This window comes from Duganella radicis (assembly GCF_009720825.1).
Lineage (GTDB): Bacteria > Pseudomonadota > Gammaproteobacteria > Burkholderiales > Burkholderiaceae_D > Rugamonas > Rugamonas radicis.
In genome coordinates, this window is the sequence record NZ_WNKY01000010.1 from 151,843 (window position 1) to 166,391 (window position 14,549).

18 protein-coding genes are annotated in these 14,549 nt (G+C 62.5%); 11 read left to right on the top strand and 7 right to left on the bottom strand.

The window, feature by feature from the left end; translation table 11 throughout:
- Nucleotides 1-14 precede the first annotated feature (14 nt).
- Nucleotides 15-221, bottom strand: coding sequence for a twin transmembrane helix small protein (locus GM676_RS12100; protein ID WP_155463818.1), 207 nt, complete (start codon nt 219-221; stop codon nt 15-17).
- Nucleotides 222-254: 33 nt separating this feature from the next.
- Here GM676_RS12100 and GM676_RS12105 point away from each other — a divergent pair, with 33 nt between their 5' ends.
- The 5 genes from GM676_RS12105 to GM676_RS12125 are packed head-to-tail and all read left to right on the top strand — an operon-like array spanning nt 255 to nt 4,230.
- The gene (locus tag GM676_RS12105; RefSeq protein WP_371866210.1) at nt 255-983 is read left to right on the top strand and encodes an SURF1 family protein; all 729 of its coding nucleotides are present in this window, start codon (nt 255-257) and stop codon (nt 981-983) included.
- Entirely contained in the window at nt 967-1,584 is a 618-nt protein-coding gene (locus GM676_RS12110; RefSeq protein ID WP_371866207.1) for an SCO family protein, read from the top strand. The genes GM676_RS12105 and GM676_RS12110 overlap by 17 nt, the downstream gene beginning before the upstream one ends.
- 4 nt (nt 1,585-1,588) lie before the next feature.
- Nucleotides 1,589-2,743 (top strand): COX15/CtaA family protein, encoded by a 1,155-nt coding sequence (locus tag GM676_RS12115; protein WP_229262648.1) that lies wholly within the window; start codon nt 1,589-1,591, stop codon nt 2,741-2,743.
- 13 nt (nt 2,744-2,756) lie between these two features.
- Entirely contained in the window at nt 2,757-3,653 is an 897-nt protein-coding gene (cyoE, locus tag GM676_RS12120; protein WP_155463820.1) for a heme o synthase, read from the top strand.
- A 13-nt stretch (nt 3,654-3,666) separates the two neighbouring features.
- On the top strand, nt 3,667-4,230 hold the full coding sequence (locus tag GM676_RS12125; RefSeq protein ID WP_155463821.1) for a hypothetical protein: 564 nt from the start codon (nt 3,667-3,669) through the stop codon (nt 4,228-4,230).
- On the opposite strand, the gene GM676_RS12130 is transcribed toward GM676_RS12125, so the two are convergent.
- Nucleotides 4,231-4,554, bottom strand: a complete 324-nt coding sequence (locus tag GM676_RS12130) for a hypothetical protein (RefSeq protein ID WP_155463822.1) — start codon at nt 4,552-4,554, stop codon at nt 4,231-4,233.
- Between the two features lies 1 nt (nt 4,555).
- Complete coding sequence (locus tag GM676_RS12135; protein ID WP_155463823.1) at nt 4,556-4,822, bottom strand: hypothetical protein; 267 nt, start codon at nt 4,820-4,822, stop codon at nt 4,556-4,558.
- Nucleotides 4,823-4,898: 76 nt separating this feature from the next.
- Here GM676_RS12135 and GM676_RS12140 point away from each other — a divergent pair, with 76 nt between their 5' ends.
- Complete coding sequence (locus GM676_RS12140; RefSeq protein ID WP_155463824.1) at nt 4,899-5,492, top strand: SCO family protein; 594 nt, start codon at nt 4,899-4,901, stop codon at nt 5,490-5,492.
- Between the two features lie 3 nt (nt 5,493-5,495).
- Nucleotides 5,496-6,533, top strand: a complete 1,038-nt coding sequence (locus tag GM676_RS12145) for an AI-2E family transporter (protein ID WP_155463825.1) — start codon at nt 5,496-5,498, stop codon at nt 6,531-6,533.
- On the opposite strand, the gene GM676_RS12150 is transcribed toward GM676_RS12145, so the two are convergent.
- From GM676_RS12150 to nhaR, 3 genes are all read right to left on the bottom strand, one after another.
- Nucleotides 6,530-7,330 carry a substrate-binding periplasmic protein gene (locus GM676_RS12150; protein ID WP_155463826.1) on the bottom strand — a complete coding sequence of 267 codons (801 nt, stop codon included), beginning with the start codon at nt 7,328-7,330 and terminating at the stop codon, nt 6,530-6,532. The two genes, GM676_RS12145 and GM676_RS12150, sit on opposite strands and share 4 nt — an antisense overlap.
- Nucleotides 7,331-7,359: 29 nt before the next feature.
- The gene (locus GM676_RS12155; protein WP_155463827.1) at nt 7,360-8,697 is read right to left on the bottom strand and encodes a hemolysin family protein; all 1,338 of its coding nucleotides are present in this window, start codon (nt 8,695-8,697) and stop codon (nt 7,360-7,362) included.
- A gap of 166 nt (nt 8,698-8,863) precedes the next feature.
- On the bottom strand, nt 8,864-9,766 hold the full coding sequence (gene nhaR / locus GM676_RS12160) for a transcriptional activator NhaR (RefSeq protein WP_155463828.1): 903 nt from the start codon (nt 9,764-9,766) through the stop codon (nt 8,864-8,866).
- Between the two features lie 102 nt (nt 9,767-9,868).
- On the opposite strand from nhaR, the gene GM676_RS12165 reads away from it, so the two are divergent.
- The 4 genes from GM676_RS12165 to GM676_RS12180 all read left to right on the top strand — a co-directional run bounded on the left by GM676_RS12165 (nt 9,869) and on the right by GM676_RS12180 (nt 12,891).
- Nucleotides 9,869-10,918 carry a DUF475 domain-containing protein gene (locus GM676_RS12165; RefSeq protein WP_155463829.1) on the top strand — a complete coding sequence of 350 codons (1,050 nt, stop codon included), beginning with the start codon at nt 9,869-9,871 and terminating at the stop codon, nt 10,916-10,918.
- Nucleotides 10,919-11,002: 84 nt separating this feature from the next.
- A complete protein-coding gene (locus GM676_RS12170; protein ID WP_155463830.1) occupies nt 11,003-11,578 on the top strand; it encodes a TerD family protein in 576 nt (191 codons plus the stop codon).
- Nucleotides 11,579-11,601: 23 nt separating this feature from the next.
- Nucleotides 11,602-12,300 carry a TIGR00266 family protein gene (locus tag GM676_RS12175; RefSeq protein ID WP_155463831.1) on the top strand — a complete coding sequence of 233 codons (699 nt, stop codon included), beginning with the start codon at nt 11,602-11,604 and terminating at the stop codon, nt 12,298-12,300.
- 9 nt (nt 12,301-12,309) lie between these two features.
- Nucleotides 12,310-12,891 (top strand): TerD family protein, encoded by a 582-nt coding sequence (locus tag GM676_RS12180; protein ID WP_155463832.1) that lies wholly within the window; start codon nt 12,310-12,312, stop codon nt 12,889-12,891.
- Nucleotides 12,892-12,955: 64 nt separating this feature from the next.
- Here the strand turns inward: GM676_RS12180 and GM676_RS12185 are convergent, their stop codons facing one another.
- Nucleotides 12,956-14,275, bottom strand: a complete 1,320-nt coding sequence (locus tag GM676_RS12185) for a porin (protein ID WP_155463833.1) — start codon at nt 14,273-14,275, stop codon at nt 12,956-12,958.
- Between the last annotated feature and the right edge of the window lie 274 nt (nt 14,276-14,549).

The window sequence follows — 14,549 nt, forward strand, 5'->3', positions numbered from 1 at the left end:
GGTGCGGCTTTTTTTTATCCCGCGCGGATGCCGGTCGGGTGGATGTAGCCGAGCCGGTAAGCCAGCAGGATCAGCAGGAACAGGGTGATCGACAGCGCCACGCGCACCGCCAGCGCGCGCACGGTGTTGTTGCTGCGGCCCTTGTCGCGCATCAGGAAGAACAGCGCTGATCCCAGGCTGCCGATGATCAGGATGAACGCGATGGCAACGGCAATTTTCATGGCATTGAGGAGCGGTGATTTGATCGAGGTTCCATTGTAATGGCGTTCCGCTTTAAATTGATTCCTTTCGTGGCCACGGTGCTGGTGGTGGTCCTCGGCGTACAACTCGGCAACTGGCAAACGCGCCGGGCCGAACAGAAAATCTCGCTACAGCAAAAGCTGGCGCTGGGTGCCCAGGCGGCGCCGCTGGCGCTGGACGGCGCGCCGGTGGCGGCCGATGCCGCCGCCTGGCGCCGCGTCACCATGCGCGGCACGTTCGTGCGCGGCTGGCCGGTCTATCTCGACAACCGTCCGTATCAGGGCAAGGCCGGTTTCTACCTGTTGATGCCGTTTAAAATATCGGGCTCGAACATGCATGTGCTGGTGGCGCGTGGCTGGCTGCCGCGCGATCCGGCGGTGCGCGACAAGCTGCCGGCTTACGCCACGCCCGAGGGCGAGGTCACGCTGCAAGGCGTGGCGCGCCTGAACGCCGGCCATGTGATGGAGCTGGGCAGCGCGCCGCCGCTGACGCCCAACGCCATCGTGCAGAACGCCGATCCCTTGCAGCTGGCCAAGGACAGCGGCCTGACCATGCAGCCTTTCGTGGTGGAGCAGGGCGCGCCAGTCCCGGCCGGCGACGACGCGCGCATGGTGCGCGACTGGCCGGCGCCGGCGCTGGGCGTGGAAAAACATCAAGGTTACGCCTTCCAGTGGTATGCACTGTCGGCGATGGCCGTTATCTTTTTTGTAGCGAACGGATTCAGACGTGGAAAAACCAAATAACAAGGGCCTGGGCCGCTGGAAACTGTTTGCGGTGCTGGCCGTGTGCGCGGCGCCGCTGATTGCGTCATACTTCACCTATTACGTGATCAAGCCGAAAGGCGGCGTCACCAATTACGGCGCCCTGATCGATCCGCGCCAGTATCCGATCCCGGCCATGGCCAGCACCACGCTGGACGGCAAGCCGGCGCGGCTGGAGGATTACAGGGGCAAGTGGATTATGCTGAAGGTGGGGCCGTCCGATTGCCAGCAGGCGTGCCAGGACCAGCTGTTCGCCATGCGCCAGCTGCGCACCATGCAGGGCAAGGAGATGGAGCGCATCGAACGGGTCTGGATGATCACCGACGACCAGCCGCTGGACACCATGCTGCTGCGCGTGAACGACGGCACCCGCATGCTGCGCGCGCCGGCGGCGGTGCTGGAGAAATGGCTGCCGCTGGAAAGCGGTGTGCCGGACCGGGCGTCCGATCATGTGTACTTGATCGATCCGCTGGGCAATCTGATGATGCGTTTCCCGAAAGGGGCGGTGTCCAGCGATATCGAGAAGGTCAAGCGGGTCCACAAGGACATCGCCAAATTGTTGAAAGCATCCGCAATAGGTTAGTTTTATGCATCTCACACTTGCTCAAATGGCCATCACAGCGCTGCTGATCGCGCTGCTGCCGGCCGCCATCGTCTGGACGTCCTCGGACGCCAATAAATACCGCAAGCTGGTGTGGGTGAGCGTATTCCTGACGTTTGACCTGATCGTGTTCGGCGCCTTCACGCGCCTGACCGATTCCGGCCTCGGCTGCCCGGACTGGCCGGGCTGCTATGGCGCCGCCAATCCCTTCATTGCGCACGAGCAGATCGTCGCCGCCGAAACGCTGATGCCGACCGGCCCGGTGACGGTGGTGAAGGCGTGGATCGAGATGATCCACCGCTACCTGGCCATGACCATCGGCGTGCTGATCGTGGCGATGATGGCGCAATCGTGGAATCAATGGCTGAAAAGCCGCCGTGCCGAATACGCGCCATGGATGCCGACCGCGCTGTTCCTGGCGGTGTGTCTGCAGGGCGCGTTTGGCGCCTGGACCGTGACCTTGAAACTGCAACCGGTGATCGTCACCATCCACCTGCTGCTGGGCATGGGCTTGCTGTCCATGCTGGTGTGGTATGGCGGCCGCCAGAACCACCTGAGCGCGCCGCGCACGCTGGTGAGCGCCTCGCCGCCGGCCATGCGCAACATCCGCATTCTGGCGGGCGTGGCGGCAACCTTGCTGCTGGTGCAACTGGCCTTGGGTGGCTGGACCAGCACCAACTACGCAACCCTGGCGTGCACCGATTTCCCGCTGTGCGGCGGCAAGGCGATCCCGGAGATGGACTTCGAGCACGGCTTCACCCTGTGGCGCGAGCTGGGCAAGACGGCGGCCGGCCATTATCTGCCGTTCTCGGCGCTGACGGCGATCCACTGGGTACACCGCAATTTCGGCTTCATCGTGGCGTTGGTGGCGGGCTATGCGGCGTGGCGCGCGTGGGGCCATGACGCCCTGCATAAAACCGCGCGTTACATCGCCCTGACGCTGGCGGCGCAGATCCTGACCGGGGTGGCCACCATCTACCTGAGCTTCCCGCTGACCATCGCGGTGCTGCACAATGCCGGGGCGGCGATGCTGGTACTTTTGCTGACCATGTTAAACTACAAGGCTAAGTACCAGTACGACATTGCAAAAAAAGCAGCTTCAAGCGCTTCGCATCCTCCCACGTCGACGGTACGGCATTGACTAAGTTTCCCTCATGACCACGCAAACCGTAACCACCAAACACCAGAGCCGCGCCGCGCAATTTTGGGCGCTGACCAAACCGCGCGTCACCCAGCTGGCCGTGTTCTGCGCCGTCATCGGCATGTTCCTCGGCACGCCGGATGGCCTGCCGGACTGGCGTCTGGTGCTGTACGCGACCGTGGGCATCTGGCTGTTGACCGGGGCGGCGTTTGCCGTCAATTGCCTGGCCGAGCGTGAGATCGACGCGCGCATGGCGCGTACCGCGCGCCGTCCGATGGCGCTGGGCGACATTTCCGTGCCGCAGACCGTGGTGTTTGCGCTGGTGATCGGCGGCGCCGGCATGTGGGTGTTGTACACGCTGGTCAACCCGTTGACCATGTGGCTGACCTTTGTCACCTTCCTTGGCTACGCGATCATCTACACCATGATTCTGAAACCGGCCACGCCGCAGAACATCGTCATCGGCGGCCTGTCGGGCGCGATGCCGCCGGCGCTGGGCTGGGCGGCCGTGGCCAACGATGTGCCGATGGAAGCCTGGCTGCTGGTGCTGATTATCTTCGTCTGGACGCCGCCGCACTTCTGGGCGCTGGCCTTGTACCGCCGCGACGATTACGCCAAATCGGGCCTGCCGATGCTGCCGGTCACGCACGGCATGCAATTCACCCAGTTCCACGTCTGGCTGTACTCGATCGCGCTGGCGGCCACCACGCTGCTGCCGTACGCGGTAAAAATGAGCGGTCTGATCTACCTGCTGAGCGCGATCGTGCTGAACGCCGTGTTCCTGCGCCACGCCTGGAAAATCTACCGCCACTACAGCGACCAGATCGCCCGCAAAGCCTTCGCCTGGTCGATCATCTACCTCGGCCTGCTGTTCCTGGCCCTGCTGGTCGACCACTACTTCAAAATCTGACGCGGGAGGCGGTATGCCGGCTAACCACGCTATCGATACCGCCGCCCCGATCTACGTCCCGCGAGCCTTTCCGGCCGCACAGTCGCTGCACGCGGCGGACATAGCCCGCCTGATCCCTGACTATCCATATCGTCTATGGGGATACGATGTGCTGCTGAACGGCGAGCAACTGGAAATCCCGCTCCGCCTCTACTTCCCGCCCGAGCTCCTGGCCGGGCCGGACGACGACACCTTGCTGCTCTGCCTGGGCACCCGCCACCACAACGGCTACCTGCGCCAGAAATGCGTGACGCAATTACTGGAGCGCGGCGACGAATTCGCGGTGCCCTATATCGTGCAACTGCTGGGCGAATACGTGGTCGAGATCGCCCAGGTCATCAACGACGCACTCCCCAACATCAACGTCGAGCCCTACCGCCGCTTTCTGGCCGACAACCCGCGCTACCTCGCCACCACGCAACGTCGAGTCATCAGCTACTGGTCCTGCTACTACCGCACAAGCTATCCCGACCTCAAGGCCTACCCACCCTATATTGCGCTGCTCCATCTCAGTCCTCGCCAGAACTTTAAACTCTGATTACTCCGATGGTGATTGCGGCTGCGGGGCCGGAGCGGTTGCAGACCTTGAAATCATCGCTTGCAAGGTGGCTGGTGCGCTAAGGCCGACTGAAAAAGCCAAAAGCGGGCGCAGCGTTGAGCCGTCCACAATGTAGAGCCAAGCCAGGCCTGCGCCAGCGAATGGCCAGAAGATAAAGAAAACCCAGAAGACCAAATTTTTCTGCGTCTGGTCTGCTTTCTTTTTCTTACTGTCTTCCCATAGAGTCATCATGTCTAAAACCAGACCTCCTGCCCCAGCAATTAAGACAAGCTGAGTGGTTGCATTGGAATCGATGGGAGGCATGTTATACCCCGACTTTGTTTGTGATTGCGTCCAATATCTTTTGCTTCCATGTGGCATCTCTGCGATATTTTTCTGTGGTCGAATAAAGCGTTTGTCCCAGTGGATTGCGGCGATAGGCCCGTAAGAATCCATCGGCCGTCTCAAGAATTTGCAAGACTGTTTCTTCGGTGATTCCTGTATCAGCCGAGATTCCTCGTACCGTGCGCCATACGTATTTGGATTCGCGGATGGCGGCGCGGATCTTTTCTTTCGCTTCGCGTTCGTCCATGATGGCCTCCTCTGGCGGTATCATGCTGCTTAGACTAAGTTCAAGCCCAACAAGTTCAACCGAAAGACTCCTGTCGATGAAAAAAGTTCTCGCATTTGCTTTGATCGCTGTTTCCTTGCTGACCGGCTGCGGCGAGAAGAAGGCGGAGGCGCCCAAGCTGGCGTTTCAGAGTACCGACCTGACCGGCGCGGCCTTTGCCAGGGATTTTGCGCTCACCGACCATCACGGCAAGCCGCGCACCATGGCCGATTTCAGGGGCAAGGTGGTGGTCATGTTCTTCGGCTACACCCAGTGCCCTGACGTTTGCCCCACCACCATGGCGGAAATGTCGGAGGTGATGAAGCAGCTCGGTCCGCAAGCCGATCAGGTGCAGGTGCTGTTCGTCACCGTCGACCCTGAGCGCGATACGCAAAAGCTGCTGGCCGAGTACGTGCCGGTGTTCGACAAACGTTTCCTCGGCCTGTACGGCACACCGGAGCAGACCGCCGCCGTCGCCAAGGAGTTCAAGGTGATGTACAACAAGGTGCCGGGCAGCAGCAAGGATAGCTACACCGTGGACCACACCGCCGCCAGCTACGTGTTCGACAAGCAGGGCAAGCTGCGTCTGCTGCTGCGCTCCGGCCAGGGCGTGGCGCCGGCCGTGCATGACATCAAGCTGTTGCTGGGCTGATCCATGCAGCAGCGCTTCCAGCCCTTTACCCGCCTGGCCGCCATCATCCTGCTGGTGATCGGCTGCCTGATCGTGCTGCGGCCTTTCCTGGCCGCCATCCTGTTCGCCGCCGCCATCACCATCTCCAGCTGGCCGCTGTATCTGCGCCTGCTGGCGCGCCTCAAGCAGCGCCGCACCATGGCCGCGCTGGTGATGAGCATCGGCCTGACACTGCTGATCATCGTGCCGCTGACGCTGGTGACCTGGAACATCGCCGACAACGCCTCCGATTTCTACGACCAGATCAAGGCCGGCCTGGGCAGCGGCACGCTCGATCCGCCCGCCTGGCTGAAAGATATCCCGGTGGTGGGAGAGGCCGCCTATACCTACCTCGGCAAGCTGCTGCACAGCCGCGAGGAACTGCTCAACGTCGCCAAGAACATGCTGGAGCCGGGCCGCCGCATCCTGCTCGGCGGCGGCATGGTGCTGGGCAGCGGCGTGGCGCAGGTCAGCCTGGCCGTGTTCGTCAGTTTCTTCCTGTACCGCGACGGCCGGGCCATCCTGCAAGCACTGGCCAACGGCATGGACAAGCTGATCGGCGAACAAGCCGTCACGGTGGCCGACACCGTCAGCCGCACCGTGCGCGGCGTGATGTACGGCCTGCTTGGCACCGCGCTGGCGCAAGCGGTGGTGGCAGCCATCGGCTTCCTGATCGCCGGCGTGCCGGCGGTGGCGCTGCTGTCGGTGGCCACCTTCCTGTTCTCGCTGATCCCGGTCGGCCCGCCGCTGATCTGGGGCGGCGCCACCATCTGGCTGTTCAATGAGGGCCGCACCGGCTGGGCCATCTTCATGTTCGTGTGGGGCATGTTCGTGATCAGCGGGGTCGACAACGTGGTCAAGCCGATGCTGATCTCGCGCGGCAGCAGCCTGCCGTTCATCCTGGTGCTGCTGGGCGTGATGGGTGGCGTGCTGGCGTTCGGCTTTGTCGGCCTGTTCATCGGCCCGACCCTGCTGGCGGTTGGCCTCGGCCTGCTGCGCAACTGGACCGGCAACGCGCTTTAAAAATTCAGCAGTTTGGCCGCCAGCTCGGGATCGAGATGGCGTTCGAAGATGCGCTTGAGCGTGCCGTCCTCGCGCATGGCGCGGATGGTCTGGGCGAAGCGCACCGCCAGCGCCTCGTCCACATGCTGGCGCGACAAAATCAGCCCGCCCACCACCGCATCCTTGGGCGGCGCCCAGTCCATGATGCGGTAATTGCCGGCCATGTGCTCCTGCTTGAGCAGCGGATACCAGCCCGAGCTGATCGCCATCACCGCCTGCACCCGGCCCACCTTGAACAGGCGCAGCATGGCCTCGTAGTCGGGCGCTTCATACACGCGGCCCTTGGCGCGCAGGCGCTCCAGCCACGCATCGTACACCTTGCCATGCTTGAAGGATTTGATGACGCCGATCTTGATGCCGGGATCGGCGATGAAGTCTTCCATGCTGCGGATATTCGGATTCACATCCTTTTGCAGCAGCACGTAGTTGCGTTCGGACAGATAGGGCACCACGCGGCCAAACTTCTCCCGCTCCGGCGTCGACACCGCCGACACCGACATATCGATGGTGCCGCCGCTCAGCCCGGCCCAGATGCGCACCCGCGAATCGGTGCTGGGCTCGATGGTGCAGCCCATGCGGCGCGCCACCTCGTCGACCACGTCCTTGTCGATGCCGGTCCAGCGGCCGTCGGCGGCCTTGTAGTAGAGCGCGCCGTATTCGTAGAAAGCGCTGCGCAGGTGGCCGCAGGCGTGGTGCTCGGCGGCGGCCGTGCCGCTCAGGGCGAGCAGGGCGCCGCACAGGATCAATCGGGGTAACATGTCTCCTCCCTGGCGTCCCGGGACGCCGGTCAGTCCTGGTCGGCGTTATCCTCGGTATCGTCCTTCGGGATGACCTTGACCAGCAGGATACGCGGACCGTTCATTTTCTTGGCGACGATATCAAAGCCGCGGAAGCTGATGCGTTGGCCCTGTTTCGGGATATCGCCCAGTTTCAGCATGATCAAGCCGCCTACGGATTCTACCTCTTCCAGGCCCAGCTCTTCATTTTCGATATCGATGCCGAGGGTGCGTTCCAGCGAGAAGATCGGCAGGCTGGCCTTGCCGATCAGGGTGCCGTCCGGCTGCTTGAGCCAGTCGTTTTCGTTGAGGCGGAATTCGTCGTGGATCTCGCCCACCATGGCGCCCAGCAGATTGTCCAGCGTGATGAAGCCGACCGGGCGTTTGCCTTTTTCGCCGATCAGAGCGAAGTGCGGTGCGCCGTCGCGGAAGCGGCGGAACTGTTCCAGCGCGGGCGTGCGGGCGGAAATCGTTTCGACCGGACGCAGGAAGGGCACCAGGTCGGTGATCGGTTTGCCGGACTGCATGGCAAAGAACAAGTCCTTCAGGTGCACCACGCCCAGCACGGTTTCGCCATCCTTGTCGTAGTAGGGATAGCGGCTGAAGCGGTTGCGCAGCATGGTGTCGAGATTGTCGTTGAGCGGACGGGTGGCGTGCAGGCTGATCACCTCGTTAATCGGGCGCATCAGGTCGGACACCGACAGGTCGCTGAAATCCAGCGAGTGGGCCAGGATATTGCGCTCGTCCTGATTGAATTTCTCGCCCGGCTGGCTGGTGCGCAGGATCAGCTTGAGTTCTTCCACCGAGTAGTGGCTGTCATGGCTGCCCTTGCCCGCCAGGCCGGCTAGGCCCAGCACCATATTGGCGCTGGCGTTCAGCAAATAAATGAATGGGTACATCGCCCAGTAAAAGCCGTACAGCGGAATCGCGCTCCACAGGCCGACCACTTCCGGCATGCGGATCGCCATCGATTTGGGCGCCAGTTCGCCCACCACGATGTGCAGGAAGGAGATCACGCCAAACGCGAACACGAAGGCGATGCCGTGCACCAGCTCGGGCGAGGTGATGCCGATAAAGGTCAGCAGCGGCTCCAGCAGGCTGGCGAAAGCCGGTTCGCCGACCCAGCCCAGGCCCAGCGAGGCCAGCGTGATGCCCAACTGACAGGCCGACAGATAGGCATCCAGCTCGCCGTGCACCTTGCCGAGTATCCGCCCCTTGAGTCCCTGTGTCTTGGCGATGGCGCGTACGCGCGTTTTTCGCAGCGTGACGATGCCGAATTCGGCCGCCACGAAGAAACCGTTCAAAGCAACCAGGAAGATGGCGAGAACGACAAGCAGGAAGTTTTGCATAGGGGCCGAGCGGCACTTTACGTAGTTGAAAGCTGCATCTTAAACGATAATCCGGGGTCAGGTCCTCCATTTCTACACGTGCTCTGCCGTAGACAGCCCACGGCAGAGCACGTGTAGAAATGGAGGACCTGACCCCGGAGTTCTGAGCCCGGAGTTTGACCCCGAGTCAGGCGAACAGGCCGGAGTGCACTTCGTTGAGAATGGCCTCGATCGCCGGGTGGGTGATCTTGCGGGCGTTGGAGATGGCGTAGAAGTGTTCACGTAGTTCAGGTGCGTTGCCTACCAGCACGGCACCGAACTGGTCTTCGATGTCCTGCGCCAGCGCCGAGGGCGCGAAGAATAAGCCGAGGCCATTGCGGCCGAAGGTGTTGAGCATGGCGTTGTCCTCGAACTCGCCGACGATCTCCGGCCGCACCTCATGTTGCACCAGCCAGGCGTCGATGCGGCCGCGCAGGGCGTTGTTGCGGGTCGGGACCAGCAGTGGCGCGCCGTCCAGGCTGGCCGGGAAGTTGCGCCGGTATTTGCGCGCCAGGCGCGGCACGCCGAACAGTTTCATGTCGCTTTCGCCCAGCAAGTGGCTGAATACTTTCAGGCTGCCACCGGCGCGCACGGTGCGGTCGGTCAGCACCACGTCCAGCTTGCCCAGCGCCAAGTCGGCCAGCAGGTTTTCAAATTCATCCTCCATGCACACCAGCCGCACTTGCGTGCCCATGCGCTGGGTCGCTTGCAGCAGGCGGTAGGCGATCAGTTTGGGCAGCGAGTCGGAGATGCCTACCGTCAGCCGCATTTTGCCGGTTTCCGCTTCTTCCAGCGCATCCTGCAACTGGTCGCCAAGCGCGAAGATCTGGTCGCAATAGCTGAGCGCCAGGCGGCCCGCTTCGGTCGGCACCAGCCGCCGTCCCTGCGGTTCAAGCAGTTGCTTGCCGATCGATTGTTCCAGCGAGGCCAGTTGCATGCTGATGGTCTGCACAGCGAGTCCCAGCTTCTCCGCCGCCCGCGTGACGCCGCCTTCTTTCGCCACCATCCAGAAGAAATACAAGTGCCTGAAATTCAATCCGCTGTTTTTCATTGTTCTATTTTTACGAAGTAATACTTCAATTATCTTCTATTTTTCAAAATGTCGGTTTTCTTTACACTGCGTTCCATCGATTGATAACCACGAGAGAATACGATGCAGCATTTCAGAATATCTTTCCTCGTCAGCCTTATCTGCCTTGGGTTGGCGGGCTGGTGGGGCTATGAGCTGGCAGGGTGGGGCGGCGCTTTGTCCGCCTTTGGCGTGGCGCTGATCCTGGCCGCCATGGAAGTGTCGCTGTCCTTCGACAACGCGGTGGTGAACGCCTCGGTGCTCAAGGGCTGGGATGAGTACTGGCAGAAGCTGTTCCTCGGCGTCGGCATCATCATCGCGGTGTTTGGTATGCGCCTGGTGTTCCCGCTGGTGATTGTGGCGGTGGCCGCCGACATGAATGTGTTGGATGTGTGGACCCTGGCGCTGAACGATCCGAAGACGTATTCGACGCACCTGACCAATCACCACGCCGAGGTGGCGGCATTTGGCGGCATGTTCCTGCTGCTGGTGTTCCTGAACTTCCTGCTGGATGCGGAAAAGGAAACCCACTGGCTGGGTAACTTCGAGAAGAAGCTCGGCTCGCTGGGCAAGATGTCTTCGATCTCGGTGATGATCGCCATCGGCGTGCTGCTGGGCTGCATGGGCCTGGTGGAGGAAGGCCAGAAGCTGGTGGTGCTGATTAGCGGCCTGTGGGGCATCCTGATCTACGTCGGTGTCGACGGCATCAGCAGCCTGCTGGAGAAGGAAGAGGAAGGTGGCGGCAATGTGGGCGACATGGTCAAGCGCGGCGGTATCGGCGGCTTCCTGTACCTCGAAGTGCTCGATGCCTCGTTCAGCTTCGATGGCGTGATTGGCGCCTTCGCGATCACCACCGACGTTGTGATCATCATGCTGGGCCTGGCGATTGGCGCGATGTTTGTCCGCTCGATGACGATTTACCTGGTGAAGAAAGGCACGCTGGACAAGTTCCTGTACCTGGAGCACGGCGCCCACTACGCGATCGGTATCCTGGCCGCGATTATGTTGGCAAGCATGAAGTTCCATGTGCCCGAGATCTTCACCGGCCTGATTGGCGTGGCGTTCATCGCGGCCTCGGTGTGGTCCTCCGTGCGCCACCGCCGCCAGCAGGAAACCCTCGCCGTCACGGCGTAAAGAATTCGGCGGGCCGTTCATTACGGACAACGGCCCGCCGCCTGGTAGTACCCAAGTCCGGTTTTCATTTAAGGAGCATTACAAATGGCAATCAGTCTGCAAAAAGGTGGCAACGTTAATCTGAGCAAGGAAGCTCCCGGCCTGACCAAAATCGTGGTCGGTCTGGGTTGGGATGTGCGCAGCACCGACGGCAGCCCGTTCGACCTGGACGGCTCGGCCTTCCTGCTGAAGGTGGATGGCAAGGTGCGCAACGACAGCGACTTCATCTTCTACAACAACCTGAAATCGTCCGACCAGTCGGTGGCCCACTCGGGCGACAACCGCACCGGCGCCGGCGATGGCGACGACGAAACCGTCACCATCGACCTGACCAAGGTGCCGTCCGACGTGGAGCGTATCGCCATCTGCGCCACCATCCACGAGGGCGACGCCCGCCGCCAGAATTTCGGCATGGTGCAGAAGGCCTTCATCCGCACGGTCAACGCCGGCAGCAACGCCGAGATCGCCCGCTACGACCTGTCGGAGGACAGCTCGACCGAGTCGGCCATGATCTTCGGCGAGGTGTACCGCAACAACGGCGACTGGAAGTTCAAGGCCGTCGGCCAGGGCTTCAAGGGCGGCCTCGGTCCGCTGGCCGGCTCGTTCGGCGTCGGCGTTTAATTCACGGGAAAGGACTCGCAATCATGCCTGTATTTTCGATCACTGGTGATGTCGATCCATTCCTGCATGTCTCGATGCGGCAGGGAGAAAAAATCTACTGCGAATCGGACGCGATGGTGATGATGGAAGCCGCGCTCGATTTGAAGGGCAAGGTCACCGGCGGCATCGGCGCGGCCATCATGCGCCGCTTTGCCAACGGCGAGTCCTTCTTCCAGCAGCACATCGAGGCGGTGCGCGGCGACGGCGATTGCCTGCTGGCGCCGACCCTGCCCGGTGCGATGCAGCTGCTCGACGTCGGCCAGCAGCAGTACATGCTGAGCGACGGCGCCTTTGTCGCCGCCACCTCCGGCGTCGAGCTGAAGGTGCGCACGCAAAGCCTCGGCAACGCCTTGTTCGCGCAAAGCGGCGGCTTCTTCATCACCGAAACCAGCGGTGTGGGCCAGGTGGCGGTGTCCGGCTTCGGCGGCATCTCGCAGCTGGAAGTGGAGCCGGGCCGCGACATCATTATCGATAACTCGCACGTGGTGGCATGGGATAGCGCGCTGCGCTACGAAATCTCGGTCACCACCGGCGGCAACAGCGGATTCCTCAGCAATCTGGTGAACAGCCAGACCAGCGGCGAGGGCATGGTGCTGCGTTTCTCGGGCAAGGGCAAAGTCCTGATCTGCTCGCGCAACAGCACCTCGTTCCAGGCCTGGCTGCTGCGTCAATCCGCGCAATAAGGAGTAACTATGTCAGTCAATTTAAGCAAGGGCCAGAAGATCTCGCTGGAGAAGGAAGCCGGCGGCGCGCTTGGCCGCGTGACCATGGGCCTGGGCTGGGACGCCATCAAGAGCAAGGGCTTCCTCGGCTTTGGCAGCAAGACCGAGGCGGTCGATCTGGACGCCTCGTGCGTGCTGTTCGATGAAGGCCACCGTCCGGTGGATGTGATTTTCTTCCGCCAGCTGAAGAGCAAGGACGGCAGCGTGGTCCACACCGGCGACAACCGCACCGGCGCCGGCGACGGCGACGACGAGCAGATCAACGTCGACCTGAACGCCGTGCCCTCCAACATCAAGAGCCTGGTGTTCACGGTGAACAGCTTCACCGGCCAGACCTTCGCCCAGGTGGAGAATGCGTATTGCCGTCTGCTCGACGCGGCCAACGGCAGGGAAGTGGCGCGCTTCAACCTGTCGGTGCAAGGGCCGCACTCGGCACAGATCATGGCCAAGGTCTATCGCCACAATGGCGAGTGGAAGATGCATGCAATCGGTGAGAACGGCAACGGCCGTACCTTTGACGATCTGCTGCCGCAGATAGCCACTCACCTGTAAAACAAGTTTCGCGCTGTGTGTTTTGGCGGAGCACTGTACCGGCAGTGCCCCGCCTTTTTTTTCGTCAGAACGAGTGACGGATGCCCAGGCTGAGCATGGTGGTGCGGGCGTCGATGTTCTGGCCGGCGCCGGAGAACAGCGGCACTTCCTGGGTGCCCAGCGGGATCAGGATGGAGCCGGGGCCGCCGGCCAGCGGCAGCGGGGTGGCGCTGCTGACCACCACGTTGCCGCGCTTGTCCTTGATGCCGCCAAAGCGCGTGTACAGGGCGGTGCGCTTGGAGAAGTTGTAGTCCACGCCCAGCATCAGGCCGCGATCCTTGCCCTTGGTGTAGTTGGTGAAGTAGGTGTTGAGGAAGGTCGCGGTCAGGTCGAACGCGCCCACCGGCTGCTTGATGGTGGCGGTCCAGGTGCGCACTTCCGGATCGGTATTGCCGCGCAACGAGAACTGGGCGTTGTGGCCGGCCACCGCGATCGAGGTGCCGGCGCCAGGGAAGGTGTACTTGGCCGCCGCCATGAAGGAGGTGAAGCGTTCGCCAAAGAACAGCGGCACCAGCGTGGTGCCCGACACCACGCCGATCGGCACGCCGTCGAAGTTGTTGCGGTGGTAGGACGCCAGCGCGACCAGTTGATCGGTGCGGTAAGCGATCATGGCGCCGGCCGTCTTGCCGCGGCCGCTGGCGGTTTCGGCGCCGGCCGTCAGGCCGCCGACGATCTGGCCGGTGGTGCCGGTGGCGACCGGGGTCGACGAGGTGGCCACCGAGCGCGCCGCGCTGATGCCGCTGCCGATGCCGGAGTTGGTGGCGTAGGAGGCGATCGCGGTCCACGGGCCTTGCTTGATGGCGTAGCTGATCTGGTTGTCCTGCCAGGTTTGCACGGTGTTGACCACCAGGCCGGCGGCCAGCAGGTCGGTGCTGCCGATGGCTTCCGGCGTCACCAGGTAATAGGAGATCAGCATCGGACTGGCCTGGCGGCCGAGCTTGACCTCGCCCACCGGCGTGGTCAGGCCGACGTAGGCCTGGCGCCCGAACAGGCGGTTGTCGTTGGCCATGCCGCCGTTGTCGATGGTCACGCCGCCTTCCAGCACGAACAGGCCGCGATAGCCGCCGCCCAGGTCTTCCACGCCACGGAAGCCGATATTGCTCTGGCGCGTGTGCGACGGGGTGAGGCGGGTGGTGATGGTGGCGGGCGCCGCGAGGCGGTTCGGCACCGGGGTGGTGCCGCTGACACCGAACAGGGTGCCCTGGACATTGCCTTCGCCCTTGTCAATGCGGTCGAGGCCTACATCGAGCGTGCCGTAAATGGTGACGGAAGATTGCGCGGCGGCGTGGCCCGACAGCAGGGCCAGCGCGGACAGGCAGGCTGCGTAGGCGGCAGTTCTCTTCATAGGGTGTGTCTCCGTTGTTGTGTTGTAGCTCGACTCTATAGCAGTGGGCTGGAATTAGCACGAGTGTTCGTCTGATTCCGTGGCTGGAAATACACACTTGCAAAAAACGAACGCTGACTTAGTTTCTGCAAGCGAGCCTGTCTAGAATTCTTCCCAGTCATCCTCGCCGGCCGGCGGCTTGTGCGCAGGCCTGGCCGCCGTTTTGGCGGGCACCGGGCGCGGCGCCGTTGTGGCCTTGGCGCGCGCCGGCGCTGGCAGCACGGCGGGTGGCGCG